Annotated in this window: 11 protein-coding genes and 1 pseudogene; 6 read left to right on the top strand and 6 right to left on the bottom strand. The window is 56.6% G+C overall.

Annotation, left to right across the window (positions count from 1 at the left end):
• Positions 1–61: 61 nt before the first annotated feature.
• From AB7G19_RS40465 to AB7G19_RS40445, 5 genes are all read left to right on the top strand, one after another.
• The gene (locus tag AB7G19_RS40465; protein WP_439037646.1) at positions 62–898 is read left to right on the top strand and encodes a WecB/TagA/CpsF family glycosyltransferase; all 837 of its coding nucleotides are present in this window, start codon (positions 62–64) and stop codon (positions 896–898) included.
• A gap of 7 nt (positions 899–905) precedes the next feature.
• A complete protein-coding gene (locus tag AB7G19_RS40460; protein ID WP_439037647.1) occupies positions 906–1,997 on the top strand; it encodes an acyltransferase family protein in 1,092 nt (363 codons plus the stop codon).
• 77 nt (positions 1,998–2,074) lie between these two features.
• Positions 2,075–3,181 carry an acyltransferase family protein gene (locus tag AB7G19_RS40455; RefSeq protein ID WP_439037648.1) on the top strand — a complete coding sequence of 369 codons (1,107 nt, stop codon included), beginning with the start codon at positions 2,075–2,077 and terminating at the stop codon, positions 3,179–3,181.
• Positions 3,182–3,290: 109 nt separating this feature from the next.
• Positions 3,291–4,865: a hypothetical protein gene (locus AB7G19_RS40450; RefSeq protein ID WP_441268798.1), complete on the top strand. Its 1,575-nt coding sequence runs from the start codon at positions 3,291–3,293 to the stop codon at positions 4,863–4,865.
• Positions 4,862–6,190, top strand: coding sequence for an O-antigen ligase family protein (locus AB7G19_RS40445; protein ID WP_439037650.1), 1,329 nt, complete (start codon positions 4,862–4,864; stop codon positions 6,188–6,190). The genes AB7G19_RS40450 and AB7G19_RS40445 overlap by 4 nt, the downstream gene beginning before the upstream one ends.
• Positions 6,191–6,203: 13 nt before the next feature.
• Here the strand turns inward: AB7G19_RS40445 and AB7G19_RS40440 are convergent, their stop codons facing one another.
• From AB7G19_RS40440 to AB7G19_RS40415, 6 genes and pseudogenes are all read right to left on the bottom strand, one after another.
• Entirely contained in the window at positions 6,204–6,995 is a 792-nt protein-coding gene (locus AB7G19_RS40440) for a hypothetical protein (RefSeq protein WP_439037651.1), read from the bottom strand.
• 365 nt (positions 6,996–7,360) lie between these two features.
• A complete protein-coding gene (locus AB7G19_RS40435; protein ID WP_439037754.1) occupies positions 7,361–8,854 on the bottom strand; it encodes an undecaprenyl-phosphate glucose phosphotransferase in 1,494 nt (497 codons plus the stop codon).
• A gap of 620 nt (positions 8,855–9,474) precedes the next feature.
• Positions 9,475–10,116: a DUF4339 domain-containing protein gene (locus tag AB7G19_RS40430; RefSeq protein ID WP_439037652.1), complete on the bottom strand. Its 642-nt coding sequence runs from the start codon at positions 10,114–10,116 to the stop codon at positions 9,475–9,477.
• Between the two features lie 736 nt (positions 10,117–10,852).
• A complete protein-coding gene (locus AB7G19_RS40425; RefSeq protein ID WP_439037653.1) occupies positions 10,853–11,470 on the bottom strand; it encodes a LabA-like NYN domain-containing protein in 618 nt (205 codons plus the stop codon).
• Positions 11,457–11,657, bottom strand: a complete 201-nt coding sequence (locus AB7G19_RS40420) for a hypothetical protein (protein WP_439037654.1) — start codon at positions 11,655–11,657, stop codon at positions 11,457–11,459. Before AB7G19_RS40420 ends, AB7G19_RS40425 begins: the two co-directional genes overlap by 14 nt.
• Positions 11,658–13,583: 1,926 nt before the next feature.
• Positions 13,584–14,242: pseudogene (locus AB7G19_RS40415) on the bottom strand (IS5 family transposase); the annotation flags it as partial.
• A gap of 168 nt (positions 14,243–14,410) precedes the next feature.
• Between AB7G19_RS40415 and AB7G19_RS40410 the strand changes: the two are divergent.
• On the top strand, positions 14,411–17,734 hold the full coding sequence (locus tag AB7G19_RS40410; protein ID WP_439037655.1) for an AAA family ATPase: 3,324 nt from the start codon (positions 14,411–14,413) through the stop codon (positions 17,732–17,734).
• Positions 17,735–18,034: the final 300 nt, after the last annotated feature.

The raw sequence follows: 18,034 nt of genomic DNA, 5'->3' as shown, positions 1-18,034 counted from the left end.
CGCCGATTGTTATCAGAAACTTTAAAGATTTATTACTTTTCTCTTTTGTGATGGTGAAAATTTGCATTCAATCAGCTTGCTGGAAAAAGTTCGCGTATTCGGCAACGGCAAAGATTGTATAGATTGTCTGAATTCAGTCAGAGCCAGCCCGGCAATTGTTTCATTCTTGAATGCGCACGCTTTCAACTTGTCCTGCCGTAATCCCGCGTTTTATAGCGCGTTGATGGCTTCGGAGATCGTGCTGCGAGATGGCATCGGTACCGAATTGATCATGCAGGCGGCCGCACTGAAGGCGGGTGTTAATACCAATGGCACTGATCTAATTCCTGCGGTTCTTCAGTCTCGGCCGGGAGCGCGAGTTGCCGTCATAGGAACCAGAGAGCCTTGGCTTTCAGCGGCTTGCGCGCGAATCGAGGAGTTTGGCGCAAACGTCGTGCTTCGCATCGATGGCTTCAAGGATGTCGGCGCCTATGTCGAGGAGGTTGCGTGCGCGGCTCCGGATATCATCTTGCTCGGCATGGGAATGCCAAAGCAGGAATTCGTCGCCGTGGAACTCGTCAAGCACCTCGATCGGCATCCGTGTTTGATATTGAACGGCGGAGCGATACTTGATTTCCTCGCCGATAGGTTTCCACGCGCGCCTGAAGGCCTCAGACGCTTTCGCATGGAATGGCTCTTCAGGCTGCTTTTGGAGCCAAGGAGGTTGTGGCGCCGCTACATCGTCGGCGGCGTGATCTTCTCTACAAAGATAGTTCAAGTTGCTTGGGTTAGCCGATTAAACCTACGGGCTAAGGTCAGCGGCTCATCAGAGATCGCAAGCAGTAACCCTGATCATGCTAATTCTAACTCCCGCGGACAAGGCCGTGGCATAGAGCCGGGCAAATCCGAAGCCGCGTGAGAATGTAATGTCAGAAGGCAGGGTGAAGTCCGGCAATTCGATCCAATCCGTCCAGGTCATGCGCGGGTTAGCTTCCGTGAGCGTGGTGGCGTTTCACGTAGGTCTTATCATGGCCCATGCTGAATATGGCGGATTGCACCCGTTCGGATGGATCGAGGCGGTCGCGAGCCGCGGATGGTTTGGCGTGAATTTCTTTTTCGTGCTGAGCGGGTTTATCATCTTTCTCGCTCACGCAAGCGACATCGGCAAGCCGCGTCAACTGACGACGTATCTGTGGCGGCGGTTCTCGCGCGTCTATCCAGCCTATTGGGCGTTTCTGACCTTGTTTATTGCCGCAGCTGTCGCTGGCGTGGGAAAGATCAACTTCGGCATCACTTGGGGCGACCTTCTCTCGTCCTACACACTTCTGCGATGGGTAAATGAGCCATCGCTGCCGCTGAAGGTCGCCTGGACCCTCCTGTTTGAAGTCTTGTTCTACTGCATTTTTGCAATTGCGATCTTGAACAGGGCGGCCGGTGCCGTCGTACTCGCCTGCTGGTTCGTCGCGATCATGATATCGTCTTTCTTGCTGCACAGCCTAGATATGGGCTGGATGAGCATGTGGAACATCAACTTCTTCTTCGGGATGCTGGCCTATCTTGCTTACAGGCAGCTTCCGGATTGGTTGGGTTTGCCGATCGGCACACTGGGAATCTTCCTGCTTGTCGCACTGGCCCCGCGAGCGGCATACGAATCCATCGAGGCTCAGCAGGGGTTGCCCAAGGATTTGATGGCGCTCGGAGTTCCGTTTTTTCTAATCCTGCTCGGCTTCGCGCTGGCCGAGCGAAGGCATGGCTTTGTTCCGAGCTGGCCCCTATTGGTGCTTGGCGAGGCATCCTATGCAATCTACCTTGTTCATTCGGCGGCCATATCGATTCTTTGTCAGATATTCTTTCGTTTTCAGATCGGACAATCGTCGCCCAATCTTGTTTTCTGGTTCATATTTCCGGCCGCGGTCGTTGCCGGTGTGTTGGCGCACTTCTTGATCGAGCGGCCTCTGACCCAACTCATTCGTCGCGGAAAGCCTGAAGGCGCTCAGCTAGCTGCAGGCTTCAGGTGACGTATCGGCTCGGGTCTCGGTCCCGCGGCCCAATGCATCGGCCAGCGCTGGACCAAGACGGCACGAAGCAGAATGACATGCGTGTAACCGGCAAAATTCATCACCTGCAGGCGCTCCGTGCGATCGCGGCTTCGCTCGTCGTCGCCGATCATGCCTTGGAGTATCCCATACGCAGGCAACTTCTCGGAGAGCACAACTACGCGCTTGCCTGGATGCTAGGCTGGGTCGGGGTTGCTGTTTTCTTCGTGATCAGCGGGCTCATTATGGTCCGTAGCTCGTACGATACATTCGGCGACATCCAGCAGGCGAGGCGGTTTGCTGTTCGACGCGTCCTGAGGGTCGTACCGCTATACTGGCTGGCGACCTCGGTCTTTCTGGTTGTTTCCGTGGTGCGGACGAATGCTTTCAACCCCGTAGAGCTCGTTAAGAGTCTGCTCTTCGTTCCATATCTATCGCCGGGGGCGTCGGGCATGAGGCCGATGGTAGGACAGGGATGGACTCTCAACTATGAGATGATGTTCTACGCGATATTCGCTCTCTCGTTGACACTCAGAAGAGGCTTAGGCCTCGCCTGGATATTCGTCGTCTTCGTCGCCTTGGTGGTTTGCCATGTGATCTTCTGGCCGCCGTTCCCCTATTCGGACCCGGTCACTCCTGTTCAGTTCTGGAGCGATCCCATCATTCTGCTGTTTGCTCTGGGAATGGTCATCGGGCTGCTGGAGCAGAGCGCGCTTCGGCGGCGTGCAGTGCCTCATCCCATCGCTTGCTCTCTAATTCTTATAGTCGCCTGCGGAGGCGCGTTCATAGCGCTCGGTGGAGCCTTCCCATTGCCGATGTCCTGGCAGATTCTTTTTGCCGCGATGGCGGTGTGTACTGTCTATATTTGCACCAACGCTGTCACAGCCGCGCCTGGCAGGGTCGAACAGGTACTTGAGACCGCCGGCGATGCGTCTTACAGCACCTACCTCATTCATCCACTCGTCCTGATGGTTTTCGCGACCGTCTGGGGCCTGCTGCCGCGTTCGATGCAACATCCGATGGCGTTCTTAATCGCCTCTATCTTACTGTGCAACTTGACGGGATATCTGGTGCATCTTTCGATCGAGCGCCCTTTGGGCGAAAAACTCCGTCATTTTGCGGAGCGCCCGCGAGATTTGCCGAAGCGTGCCCGACTGTTAGCCTAACCGGAGGGCGCTTACCATTTGCAGAGACCGTTGTGGCTCCTCCGGTTGGGGCATGGTAAATGCATGGGCATGATGAATTGAGAAATCCGGGCTAAACTCCAACCCGCAAGTGAGAGGCGATTCCTGGGATTTCCTCACTCTAACTCAAAGCTTATCGAGCGATCAATTTCGTAAACGTCGTAACGACGCGGGGCAAGTTCCCGACAAATTCGGCAAAGGTTGCAGCATGGATATAGGTCAGTTTGACAGGATGATCGGACAGCGCACATCTGGCCTGTTCAGCCTCGTTTGGCGCAATTTCGTTCTGTTTATTGCCCTATCGGCAATTGCTTTTGCTGGTCTTTTGTCGGCAATTTTTGCCCTACAACCAAAGTACGAAGGATTAGCGCTCGTCTTTGCCAGTCAAAGCAGCACACAAGATGCAAGCGGGACGCCCCAGAAGGTTCCCACAAAGGGCGCGTCTCTCGTTCGGATAGCTGAGAGTGACGAGGTCATCCATTCCGCGATTGAATCGGTCGGAATGGACACGCTTTTCGATCACACGCCGACGATGCCGGACTCAATTTTCACTCGCCTGAGGCAACATTTCTTCGCAGGTGACACGTTACCGCCGGCAAGCCTCGATAAGCTCGATGCTGCTTCGTTCCAACTTCGGAATGGCTTGTCCATCCAAGCTGAGCCCAACAGCGATGTGCTGCGAATCTCGTTCCGGGATAGACGCCCGCTCGTGGCCGCGGCTTTCGCAAACGCGATTGCGCGCTCGCTGATCGATCGTTATCTGGAATTATACAGCAGCCATAGCGCTTCGGAATTCTTCACGCGACAGAAGCAACGCTTCGACGATCAGCTGAAGGAGGCTGCGATGTCTGTGAATGAATTCGCGGAACGGACACAGACCTATTCGGCCGATGAGCAGCGCAAGTTGCTGCTGCAGCGTCAAAGCGACTTGTTGAATTCGATGGCTAGCACGCGCGGATTAATCGCACAGAAAAACGGCGAGCTGAAAGACATGCTCGATCAACTTCGAAAGCTCGCTCCCGTCACGCGTTCTCCCTACCTCTCATCGCTGGTCGATAGCTTCAAACCGGACCGCCCGCAGGTTGGGCCAGCGCAGCCGCCGGCATCGAGCCAATTGAGTGCTCCTCGTTCCGGTTCCGACGTCAGCGATAATCCGCCGCTTTTGATGATCCAGGTCTACCAGCAGTCGATGGTCAATCTATTCAAGATAAACTCGGAACTCGTAGGCGCAGTAACCCTCGAGAAGCAACAGGCGGCGGAAGCCGTGGCGATGACGGAACAATTGAACAAACTATCGGATAATGAACGGGAGTTTCTGGTGAGGAGGCGCGCGCTCGATCAAGCGGTGGCGAACTCGGACCTATATTCGCGCCGAATGGTCGAAGAGCAAATCAATGCCGAACTCTCAGCGGCGAAAATTTCGCCGCTGAAAGTTTTGCAACTAGCGACGGTCCCGCTTCGTCCGATATTTCCAAAGTACACTCTGGCCATCGGGTCGGCTGCAATCGCCTCGCTCTTGCTCGGCTTTGCGGGCATCCTGCTGTTTGGAAGGAAGGGCCTCAAGCTCTCGGGTAATAAGTCTGACCGCAACCAGGTCTTCAACCTCGAATCGTCAGAGGAATTTAGCCTGACGTCGCTGGATCGCGTGCGAGACAAGGTGTCTTGAGCTTGTCAGCCGCTCGTAAATTCGAAGTCGCTCCGTCTTTTTGGGGACAATGGATTGTCTGCGCCGCATTGTTTGTGGCCTGGGTCGGCTTTACTCCGGTCTTCATTTTCGGCGAAGGCGATATTCAACTTGCCAGCCTTGAAGCGGGGGGCGGTGACCTCGCCAAGCAATGCACTTTCGCGGCTCTTTTTGCCCTCGTCGTGTGGAGGGTGTGGTACGAGGAGGGAGTGGAGAGCCTTGGCAGCGTGCCGGCATGGCTCGCCATGGTTTTGTTGTGGTGCTTGGTAAGCGTCGTCTGGGCCGTTGACCCGATGATCGCGGTGAGACGCGTCCTGCTGCTCGTAATGGTTACTGTAGCCATTTCGCTCGTTGTTCGGCGCATGACTGCCGCAGAGTTTCTGAATGCGCTCTTCATGATTTCGGTAGCCATACTATTCCTGGACTGGGTCGCATTGCTGGTGTCACCCAATGGCGTTCACACAGCGGCAGGGCCAGATGTTGGATTGATCGGAGACTGGCGAGGGGCTCACATTCACAAGAACGAGACCGGCGCGTTTACCGCGATCGCGACCATTGTGTTCATCGACAGAGCCATGCGAGATCGATCGTTCCTGGTCTGCCCGCTGCTTGCATTGCTCTCGGTCTGCTTCCTGATCGGAACGGGATCAAAGACCTCTCTTGGCCTGCTCTTCGTGGCGATTGCATTCGGTGTTCTCGCCGCGATGACGTGGCCATACCGCCGGCTTCGGCTTGTTGTCTGCTCTTTGGCCATCGTCTGCGTGCTCGGATTTCTGAATTTCTACAACCGTGAGATATCCGAACTGCTGAGTAAACTTGACGATCCTGGCGCCTTTACCGGCCGGCCTCAAATATGGGCCATCGCCTCATCCTATTTTGTTGATCACCCGTTTCTAGGGGCTGGCTACGGTTCGTTTTGGGCGATCGGCAAAGCCAGTCCGGTTTTTCAATACGCCGACGGTTGGGTCGCTGAGCAGATTGACCACACCCACAATGGCTATCTCAACATCGCGATCCAAGTCGGCGCCGCAGGCCTTGTTTTGACATTAATCGCTGCGGTAATAATGCCAGCGAAGGAACTTTTTTCAGCCGAACGCCTGGGAAGAGACCGATTTGTTCTGACTGCGTTGTTGTTCTTTATCGTTTTTCGTGACTTTCTCGAAGATTCGATCGTCGATCGCTCCAACCCATGTTGGATCATCCTCGTCGGCGTCGTGGCTCTCGTAAACCGCGAGACAGTAGTTGAGACTTATAGAGCAATCCAAGAGCGTTACCGCCGCTTGCGTGTGGTGCAAGCTATTCCGTAGCGCGCGGGGCGCCTCATCTCGTATACGTCACCTCGATCGAATGAAAGAGCGCGGAACCTGATTTTCTTACCGGCTCGACACCCGTAGCCAATCCATTGAAATACTCTTCGCCCGTCAGATAGATCTTCCCTGTTGTCTGATTCACCGACCTGAGCCAGTTGAGAAGAGCCTTCACATCGAAAGTTGAGGCCAGTTGATCCGATCCGTCGCTCGGACAAAACAGGTAGTAGGGAGTTTTGAAGAAATTCGATTGCTGACGTGTGACTGCCCACCTGACGGATGGACTGCTTCCGATGGCGGCGGACTCATAGAGTCCCAATGATTCCAAAGTCGCCATGAAACGCCGTGCCGATGGCGTGGCGTGGAGGAATACTTGGATTTCGCACGCCATCGTCGCTTCGGTCGATGAGCCGGATGTGTAAAGAAAGAGGTCCAACGCCACGTTCGCGCTGTCCGAAGGTGCCGAGTAGCCGATATCGGCTTCGTGAATTAGTGCCGATATCGCTTTTATCCTGCTCGGTGGGACTTGGGCGGGTGTAATCGTATTGAGGTAGTTTCCGTAATCGATGGCGTTCCAGCTCTTTACGCTGTCGTTCGCATTGTCAGGCCATTTCCATCGCAGAATCGTGCCTTTGGGAAAGCTTTCGGGAAGAAGCGTGATTGTCTGAAGTCGATCAGCCGACGCGTCGTTCACTGCCTGAAAGGCCAAAAAGTGACCCGAACTGTATTCCTGCTTGCTTGCCCCTCTTAGATCGGTCAGCGTGATTTCACCGAGCTGGGCCGGTGGTAAGCCTCCGGAAGACACCTCGGCGACTACTCGACCGGGGCGTGCAAGCAGGGGGCTAGTCGCTGCCCCCAGGATGATCGAACGTCTATTAAATAGGGGGCACATCGCGCGGTCATTCTTTTGAATTTGGATGCAATCCGAGATCGAACGCTGACAAATCCGAGCTCCTGAAACTAGAATCCTTGCTTAGCTAAGGTGTACTGCGCACTCAAGCGTTCGGTCTACCGAAGGGCTATCTACGAGTATCATCTCTACTTCCGGCCTCGGAAGCGCCGCCAATGCGCTCTCCATTGCCCACGCAATGTGCGCTTCCTGATAACTAATCATCCTGGCGCGCGTCTCGAGAAATTCACTGATTGGCGGGCCCTGACACGTCGCGATGCTCAATAGGCGTTTCGCGCGCCCGCAACCTCAAAGGCTGTCTTGAACAGAATCTTCAGGTCCAACAACAGGTTCCAGTTGTTGATGTACCAGAGATCGAGTTCCACTCGGCGCTGCATTTGTTCGATTCGAGGCGTCTCGCCCCGAAATCCATTCACCTGAGCCCAACCGGTGATGCCGGGCTTGACGTGGTGGCGAAATGCGTAGTCTGACAGTATTTCGCCATACTGGATATCATGCACAAGAGCATGCGGTCGTGGTCCGACCAGCGACATTTCACCCTTCAGAACGTTAAAGAGTTGCGGAAGCTCGTCGACGCTCGACTGGCGCAAGTGGCGACCTACCCGCGTTACTCTCCGATCGAATCGCGTCGCCTGGACAACCTTGTCGCTGTCTTCGACCACGGTCATGGTGCGGAACTTCAGTATCCTGAATTGCTTCGTGTTAAATCCGTTTCTCCGCTGTCGGAACAGAACCGGTCCTGCCGAATCCAATTTGATTGCAATCGCAGCTAAGAGCATAGGCGGCCATAGCAACACGAGCAGCGCCACGGCACCGACGATGTCCAATGCGCGTTTCAAGAACTGCTCGAAGTGGCGGAGGGGCCCGCGTTTGATTTCAATCGCGGAGTAGGGCTTCGCGGCTAGGGTCAGGTCCCGTGTGATGTCTCGAACAACCCGGTCCGGGATCAATTGAACGGGAAGCGGGGAGGCCCGCATGCGGTCGCGTACGAGTTCAAGCCTCCGCGACTCATTCCAGGCAATTGCCAGTACAATCCTTTCCGCTCCTTTCTGCCTCGCGCTCTCCATAGCCTGATTGAGCACGCTCATCTCACTGAAGCTCAGCTGCATCATCGAGAGGCTGTGGCTTGGGAGAGTTAAGCGGTCGATCTCGGTTAAGCCGAAATCCCTCAAGAGCTGATCGCCGTCCAAAGTCGCCAACTCATCCCGTGATCCAACGAGGACAGCTCGACGACCAGCTAGCAGACCTCCGGTCACGGCCCCCCTAACGACGCGCGTGACAGCCCAGCGCGCACCCATTAACAGCGTCGCCGACAAAGCGACGAAGCTGATAATCGACCCCCGCGAAAAGATCGCGCCAACCTTGAGCAGGAACGCCAGAAAGGTGAGCAGAAGCCCGACGATAAGCCAACGATTGATGATTCTTCGATAAGCGGGGCGCGACGAAACGATTGAGCCGAGTTGGTAGAATCCAGCCGCGTGCGCCATCCACAAATAAAGGATCGCCGCAATGCTTCCCGACAACGCAAAGGCATCGAAATTATTGACAGCGCGGCTTGAGAACGCTTGATAAATTGAGCAGCCTAGAATGCTCGACGCCGTAATGACTAAAAAATCGACTGCGGCGCAAAAGCACCCTGCTGCCGCTGGGGGAAATCGGAGTCGAAACTCCCTGGTTGCAAAGCCAATTTGATCAAGAGAGGGAACTGTCCGATCCGAGGCCAATTTACCATTACTATTTGACATAAAAAACACACTCAAAAAACGGCACGAAAAGCACGCCGCTAGCGGTTTTGCTGCAAAATTAACCTCATATCAACTAATCTCTGATTGCGGCGCAACAATGACTCCGCCTTAGACTGAAGTCGTGCGGATTGGCCGTGGTTTTTATTCACCTGAGGTGTGCTTGCATCACGCCGCCTCCCATCCCCCAACAGCTGTTGGCAAGCACTCTGAGTGGTGAGCGTGCGCGTCAGCAAACTAGACGGGGCGGTCTCTTGTCTGCTTCTGATTGGCGACTGCGGAAAAGGCGACAGCCGCACCAAGGTGATCGCCCATCTGGCCCCCGCTGAGAGCCTCTCACGTTAATCGAAGTTTGGCTTGAAAGCCCTAAGACTTGCCGTCCACAACGGGTTCAGCGACGCATGGAGCCCAAAGCTTCGCATTTGCCGGCATATGCGTGAGAGTGAGCCAAAAGAGCGTCGTCGAGCACACTCGAAATCAGCGGTTATCGAGAATGAGGTCCGCCGGCTACCAAGTGAGAATTACCTAGCTTAGAAGCGGGGCACGCGCCTGCCCGTTCTCGACCGAAATGGTAGTGAACCTTCGCGGGCCGTGGGGAGTACAAAGAATGACGCCCTGGCTCGGATGCTGAATTATACGCTTCCTTGTGACTGCCGTTCGCTATCTCTAGAGATCTGCTGTGCGGCCTCGAGAGCAACTCGGAGTCTGTCGGCCAATTTGTTCAGGTAGCTCTTATCGCGGGCATGAAAAACAACACTTGCGCCGTTCCGTAGTACGACCTTCAAGTATGAATTTGATGAAACATCGATGACATTGTACAGAGCAAAGATCATTCCGACGACTGTGAATATAGCAATATAGAACGGCCCATCTCGTGGCTCCCGAATGTGAATCAATGCAGGTATTAGGAGCACTGCGCCGAACGCTAAGCACGTCAGCCCGCCCACGGGCGTCTCCGTCTTTACCGAAATGTCGCGTATCATGCTTAGGAGAAATTCCTGGCCGTCCAGCTGAGCTTCGCCATTACTGATGGTGAGGTTTTGATCAAAGTATGTAGTCGAAGCCGGTTGAGGATTAGGGGGGAGTGCCGCTAGAGGCTGCGCCGGTGCGGTGGGAAAAAGATCGGAGAGACGTCTCCAAGTCCCGAGTCCTTGTTTCCACACGTATCCGGTCGGTCGAAGTTTTCCCGTGGCGCGCATCGACCTCAACTCTTCAATTGTTATTGGTCCGACTTGATTTCCGTCTTGCCAAACGAACCATTCCGCGATCGACATGGCTCCCCCACGGAAACGACATCAAAGAAACCATATTGGATTATGCAACTATGAGCGTCTAGTCTCGAAAGCGGGACGCCGCTGCCACCGCTGGATACGAGCCGTCGGTTGTTTCCCAGGTCAGCATTCCCGGAGGCCGGCGCTAGCCATTTCAATTCTGGCCAATTCGTCAGACGACCAGCGCGCCAAGAAATGCCGCTCCGAACCATCGATGTTACGTAACGGATCAAGGTTTGCATCACTCCCATCTGCAGTCAGGAGAGCTTAGAACGCCGCCTGTTGTTCGCCGCGGAATGCGGATACTTTAATTGTCACGAGGTCGGTCAAATTAGCACCTGCCACGTACCTCGAGCTTGAGGGAGAAGATAACCGTCAACTATGTCCGCGCTCAGGTATCAGAGGTCATTTCATGGTTTCTATCGAGCATGTGAACAGAATCGGGTGCACCATGACAAATGATGCGCAGGACGACCATTTTTTTTGCCATTGCAACCTGGAGCGTCACGATCTCTTGGGCGAGGCACCTGTACCCGCTAGCTCTCGCGGGTTATGCGTTCGCTAAGCGGAATGCAGCCGCTTGGTATCATTACCTCCGTGCTTTTCTCAAACGCTAGGGCCAGCCGCACGCTATACCTGCCTCGGGTGGCGTCGACCCAAACAAGCCGATCGCGCGGCGTGTCTTTTGGGCGCAATGCAGCAAAACCTTGGGCCAACGGGCCCACAAGGCAAACAGGGTTCAATCGTGAGGGGCATTCCCCTTCGGTTCTTGCAGGAACTTTGGCGGATAACCGCGGCCCTCGCCGCGATCACGTGGGGCGGGGCGCTCGGACGGGTCGCGGCCGAGCTTGGATTGCAGCTCGACGAGGTCGGTGAAGACGTCGGCCTGGCGGCGCAGCTCGTCGGCGATCATCGGCGGCTGGCTCGCGATGGTGGAGATCACGGTGACCCGGACGCCGCGGCGCTGGACGGCTTCGACCAGGGGGCGGAAATCGCCGTCACCCGAGAACAGCACCATTTGGTCGATGTGCTCGGCGAGCTCCATGGCGTCCACGGCGAGCTCGATGTCCATGTTGCCCTTGACCTTGCGGCGGCCGGAGGCGTCGATGAACTCCTTGGTCGCCTTGGTGACGACCGTGTAGCCGTTGTAGTCGAGCCAGTCGATCAGCGGGCGGATCGAGGAGTACTCCTGATCCTCGATGATCGCGGTGTAGTAGAACGCCCGCAACAGCGTCCCGCGGCTCTGAAACTCCTTCAGCAGGCGCTTGTAGTCGATGTCGAAGCCCAGAGTTTTCGCCGTCGCGTAGAGATTGGCCCCATCGATGAAGAGCGCGATCTTGTTTTCAGGGGACGCCATTGTGCTGTTCGCAGAAGTTAAAGTGATGAATTGAGAGTAGAAGGATTTGCTCGCTAAGGACGAATGGGCGGCGCGCTTTCTGGACATAGTCACGGGAGACGATGAGCGCCAGATAGAGCAGCTTGAGTGGTTTGAATTCTGCTTGGAACCCAGCCCGCAGACCGCTGTTGTCTGTCAAAATTGTCATTGTCACTTTCCTGTTTGAGGTTGGTCGTGCCATGACGTCTGGCAATTTTGCTCTATACGAACTCTCCATCAGAAAACGGGGCCGCGCATGGCGGTGGTGTGTCTCAGATAGATGCGGAAATCTTCTGGTGGTTGGAAGGGAACGCAGCCGCAACACGGCGCAATACCTTGCCGCTAGAGCCCTGTTCCAGTTGTTGTTGACTGCCCCGTATCGCGATCTAGAGAGATCTTACTCTCCTCGGTCGCTGCGCGGCAATCGACATGATCGTCAGGAGGGGTTTCGACCGAGGTGACCGAGAGGCTCTCTTCCCGAGAGGACGTAGCAATTCAACGATTATCGCGAGGCGATCTTCGACTTCCTCACCACAACCGCCCCGTGCAAGTCCCACTTCCATGGAAGTCGTGGGTAACCGCGCCTCTGGGCGATTCGTTCGCTTATTAAGAAGTTTTCGCTTTTCCGTTAGGGGGCGGATGGTTGATGCCCTCCGCTATGGCTTGTTGGAAAGAGGGTTGACCCGATCCACCGATACGCTTCCGGCTGTCACCGGGCCTTGGAGCGGCATTGTGGGGTTTGCCGGAAACAACACGTACTCCCAAGTGGTGCGAACAAACACATCCGGACAGGTAGGAAAGCGTGCGAGCGCGGCAACAACCACAATCTATATTGCACGTTCGGTTGGACCGATCTGGCGGCTGGGATGCTGATCGTCGGTTCGATCGTGTCGGTTGAGTAATTTCCAAAGGAGAAAAGCAAGATAGGATGGACCCAAGGGGTGCCCGATGGCAAGGCCAAAACGGTTGGTATCGGCCCGCACCAGCCGGCGGAGGCGGCGGTGCAACACCGGGACAGCTACTTTTTCGAATGGCAACAAAACGGTTCTTTGAACGGCCCTAGTCTTTACCCCCTCGCACGGTATTGACGCGGCGCAGGTACTGGCACCCCAGGCCGTTGCCGGTAAAAAGTTCTTCATCGTCCATGTTGATAGTCAACCGTCGAACTGCGGCGTCATCGGTATCACAGATGGGGTCAACCAGGGCTGCCCAAGGTTCGCTGGCGCAGGAAACGTCGGGCTGGTTCAGCAACGCAGGTGGCATTTGGGTGAATGGCTCTAACGTCGGCTCCGACCCGAGTATGGTTTCTGGGCGATGGCCGGCCTCCGCATCGATGCTAGCAGCAAGCTCGCTTGGTTCACTGTCGATGGTGTCAACTTCTATGGATCGAGCGGAACGGCGCGGACGGCTGCTAACGTGGCTGCGGGCTCGGACGGCTTTGACTTCGCTACGGCTGTGTCCGCTTCGACGTTTTATGCAGCGGTCGGGGCCATGGAAAACACCGGACAGGGCTACACAATCCAAAGCGGGTTGCCGGCGGGTTGGACTATGCCGTCCGTTTATAGTTTGTTTGTAGCCACGAGCGTTGGTCCGATCAAACCGATACGCTTGCGGCTGTCACCGGGCCTTGGAGCGGCATTGTGGGTTTGCCGGAAAGCGATGTGCGGAAACGCTTTATAGCCTTTGCGACACGGCGTCGTATGCGCCTCTCTGCTAAACTTAGGCCTTAGGCTCGTCCGGAAAATCGAAGCTGAAAATAACGAGTGCGAAAACTCCGACGATCAGGAGCGCAACGCATAGCGCCGCGATTCCGTAGGGCCACACCGCTGATCTCCTCTGGGAAAAACGAAGCCGACGCGCCGAGTATGATGGCGCGCCAACTCCGCCATGCTGAACCCGGACAGGGCAACTCGTCCGGCTACGATAGAGTAACCGGGCCGCCGAATGGCGCAATCGAAGCATGGAATTAAGCTTGAGCGGTAGGGTAAACGCGGACGCTAGGTTTCAAGTGGCTGGATAAGCCAGATCGCCATCCAAATCACCAATGTCCTGGTCTCGCATTGGTTAAGGAGCTCCTGCGGACTAAGCACCAAAGGCGCGATCGGCCGATCCTGTTGAAGAACCGCTCGACCTGGTTGCGAGCACGATGGAGATAGGGGCTGAAGCAGATCGGATCGCTGCGGTTGGTTTTCGGCGGGATGTTGGCCCACGCGCCCTTCTTCATGGCAAGCTCCCTGATCCAGTCTGCGTCATAGCCACGGTCGGCAAGCAGCATTGACCCGGATTTCAGGCGAGACAGCAGTTTTCCGGCAAGTCGAACGTCATGGGCCTCACCGGGGCTCAGCGCCAGCCGTACCGGCAGACCATTGCCATCGACCACCGCATGGATTTTGCTCGTCAAGCCGCCGCGGGACCTTCCCATCGATTGGCACTGGTTCGTTGTGATGCAGGCTCCATGCTGATGCACGCGGACAATGGAAGTGTCGATCATCTGGACAGCAGCATCCCGGGCAGTGGCAAGCGCTTCTATGATGCGGCTCCAAACACCGGCCCGCCGCCACCTGACGAAGCGGTTGTAGCAAGTAGTGTAAGGGCCAAACGCCGTCGGCAGATCACGCCAGGGTGCTCCTGATCGGAGGACCCAGAAGATGTCATTCAGGACCGTCTGTCGTTCACCCGAGGAACGCCACGCGGCTTGTTCGGCAGCAACGGCTTGATGGCGGACCATTCATAGTCGGCGAGTTCGTAGCGCATGATTCGAGCCCCCAGTTCGAGAGTTTGAATCACGGCATCTCTGCCAAAACTCTCGAAAAATGACCGGACATGCAACCTCGCGGCGGGCGCTGGAATAAGTCGGCGCGCGTGGTAGACTTTCGGTCCTATCGGTCCAGAGTGGGTTGCACAAAATCCGGAGGGGCCGCGATGCAGCAAATTGCCGACTGGCTCGAAAAGCTCGGAATGTTCGAGTACGCGCAGCGTTTTGCTGAAAACGGGATTGGTTTCGCAGCACTTCGCCATCTGACTGATCAGGACCTTAAGGACATCGGCGTGCTGCTCGGGCATCGGCGCATAATGCTTGCGGCTATCCAGGAGCTTGGGAGCCCTGCCGTAGCTGAACGCGTTACGGCCGAGTTGAAGCCCCAAGATGCCGCCGAACGTCGCCAAGTCACTGTTATGTTCTCGGACCTTGTGGGTTCAACAGCACTTTCAGCACGCATGGACCCTGAAGACCTACGCGAGATCATTTCCGCGTATCAGAATTGCGTCGCCGACATCGTGCAGCGGTTCGGCGGCTTCGTTGCGAAGTATATGGGCGATGGGGTACTGGTGTATTTCGGGTATCCGCAGGCGCACGAAGACGATGCGGAACGGGCCGTCCGGGCGGGGCTGGAGTTGGTGGCTGGCGTAGGTGCTCTGAAGATTCGTGCGCCCCTGCAGACGCGTATCGGCATCGCAACGGGACTGGTGGTTGTCGGCGACCTCATCGGGTCCGGCGCTTCTCAGGAGCACGCCATAATCGGTGAAACGCCAAACCTTGCGGCACGTTTGCAGGGCGTTGCTGAGCCGAACAGCGTCGTCATTGCGGAGAGTACTCGGAAGCTGTTGGGCAATCTGTTCGAGCTTGAAGAATTTGGGCCGAAAGAACTCAAAGGTATCTCAGGCGCCGTAGGGGCATGGGCTGCGTTGCGGCCGGCTTCAGTCGAAAGCCGCTTCGAGGCCTTGCACGCGAACGGATTGACCGAGCTTGTTGGGCGGGACGAAGAACTCGAACTCCTGTTGCGACGCTGGTCCAAGGCAAAGAGTGGTGAAGGCCAAGTAGTGCTGCTCTCCGGCGAGGCTGGTATTGGCAAATCGCGGCTTACGGCGGCGCTGCTGGAAAGCATCGCTAACGAGCCGCATACCCGATTGCGCTATTTCTGCTCGCCGCAGCATACCGACAGCGCTTTTTATCCGATCATCGGCCAGATGGAACGGGCAGCACGATTTGCGCATGACGACGCGCTGGAAACAAAGCTGGACAAGCTCGATACAGTATTGGCGCAGACTTCAACCTCTTTGGAGGATACGGCGCTATTCGCCGACATGTTGTCGCTGCCGAAAGACGGACGCTACGCGGCGCTCGACATACCCTCCGAACAGCACCGCCAGCGGACATTTGAAGCGCTCGGGTCACAGGTGGAGGCATTGTCGCGCTCCACACCTGTGCTAATGATCGTCGAGGACGCACATTGGACCGATCCCACGAGTCAGGAAGCTTTCAGCGGGGTCGTTGACCGGCTTCGGACCTACCGTGTGCTGTTGATTGTGACGTTTCGTCCAGAGTTCGAACCGCACTGGCTCGGGCGGCCCTACGTCACTGCTCTCACCCTCAATCGGCTGGCGCAGCGCGAAATCGAGACGGTGATTGATCACATCGTGGGCAACCAGCTTATCTCGGCGAGCGTGCGGCAGGACATCATTGAGCGCACGGACGGGATTCCCCTTTTCGTGGAGGAGATGACGAAAGCGGTCCTGGAGACCAAGAGTGAGGGCGAAGCGCGGCGAACTACTACAGACAATATTCCGTCACCTGCGGCGGCGGTCCCCGCAAGCCTGCACGCCTCGCTTATGGCGAGGCTCGACCAGCTCGGGCCCGCCAAGGAGGTGGCCCAGATCGGTTCCGCGATCGGGCGAGAGTTCTCTCACACCCTGCTTTTTTCCGTTGCGAGCAAGCCGGAGCCAGAGTTGGCATCCGCCTTAGACCGTCTGATCTCCGCTGGCTTGTTGTTCCGGCAAGGTGTGCCTCCGTATTCCAGCTATCTATTCAAGCACGCGCTGGTGCAGGACGCTGCCTATGGCACGCTGCTGCGCCGAAGACGGCAAGAGTTGCATGCACGAGTTGCCACCACCTTGGAGCAGCATTTCGCAGATCTGGTCGATCGGCAGCCCGAGATACTGGCCCATCATCTGACGGGTGCCGGACAGGCGGAACGGGCCTCTGATCAATGGCTAAAAGCGGGCCAGTTTGCGGCTTCCCGCTCCGCGTATGCCGAGGCGGTCAGTCATTTCGATCGTGGTTTGTCCCTGCTGCCATCTCTCTTGGATGCGCAGCGCGATCGGCAGGAGATCAAGCTGCAACTCGCTAAAGGCGTGTCTCTAAGTAACGCCAACGGCTTCTCCTCGGCCGAAGCAGCAAAAGCGCACGCTCGTGCGCACGAGCTTTCCGATAAGATAGGGGACATCGATTCTCAGTTCACCGCGATATGGGGGTTGTGGACTTTCCGACGCACGTCGGATTGGAATGCGGCGCGCCAGCTTTCAGATAGGCTCCTGAGCCTGGTCGAAAAGAGTAATAATGTCGGCCTTCGGCTCGAAGCTCATCATACGGGTTGGACAACACATTTCTTCTGCGGCGAACTTGCTCCGGCGCAGGAACATTGCGAGAAGGGCCGAACCCTTTATGAGTTCGAGCAGCACCGGACGCACGCACACATCTACGGCCACGACCCCGGAGTCTGTGCAGGAACGCTAGGTGCCTGGAGCGCCTGGCTGCTCGGCTACCCTGACACGGCGCTCGCTCGCGTGAATGACGCGTTGGCGCTTGCGGAACGGGTGAACCATCCCTTTAGCCTTGCTATGGCGCATCTGCATGCGTCGATATTGCACCAGTTCCGACGTGACTCAGCTTCGGTGCTGCAGCGCATTGAGAGCGCAGAGACCCTAGCGGCTGAGAAGCGCATTGCCTTGCCGCTCGATCCACGAGTCCTCCGCGGCTGGGCGTTGTTGGCACCGGATAGGATTGAGGCGGCGATTGCCTCCTACCACGCCGCGCTTGCTGATCCGGCGAAGCAAGGCACGATCCAGTACGCTCCCTATAGCTTTGCGCTTTTTTGCGAGGTGCTTTGTCGCACGGGAAACTACCCCGGCGGAGCCGAAGCCCTGACGGGTGCTGCTGCCATTGCGGAACAAAGCGGCGAGCACTGGTGGGATGCGGAAATCTCTCGGCTGCGAGGGTTGGTGGCATTATCTCGCGGCCAGCTCGGAGGGAGCAAATGGCTGTTGAAGTCCCTACAGACCGCTCGGCAACAACGGGCGAAATCACTTGAGCTCCGGGCAGCGACGAGCCTTGCCCGCTTATTGCGCGATGAGGGCAAACGCACCGCGGCACGTGATCTTCTGGCTCCGGTTTACGGCTGGTTCACTGAAGGGTTCGACACGCTCGATTTGAAAGAGGCCAAGGCGTTGCTCGATGACTTGGCGTCGTGAACCAGTCCAATGGTCTAGCGACTTTCGAGCTTGGCCCATCGCGACATATTGCGCTGCCGCACGAAGTCGGTTGCTTATAGGGGCAAAGCAGATATTGCCTTAGTCGCATCACGCCACCGGGTTTATGGGTACACGGCCTTCTGTAATGGGCCCGATGATGTCAAGCCTCCCGAGTGAACGTCACGCCGCCGAACCATGCTTCTGTCCGTGGTCAACGCCTGGTCGCCACATCATGCTGTCAGAGGGAGCGGTGAGCCTATCTAGATACGCGTGGTTCGTCAGATGACGGCCACTGGGCGT

This window comes from Bradyrhizobium sp. 215_C5_N1_1 (assembly GCF_052075935.1).
Taxonomy (GTDB): Bacteria; Pseudomonadota; Alphaproteobacteria; order Rhizobiales; family Xanthobacteraceae; genus Bradyrhizobium; species Bradyrhizobium barranii.
The sequence above is the reverse complement of the archived record's forward strand: the minus strand, read 5'-3'. Positions and strand labels throughout refer to the sequence as shown.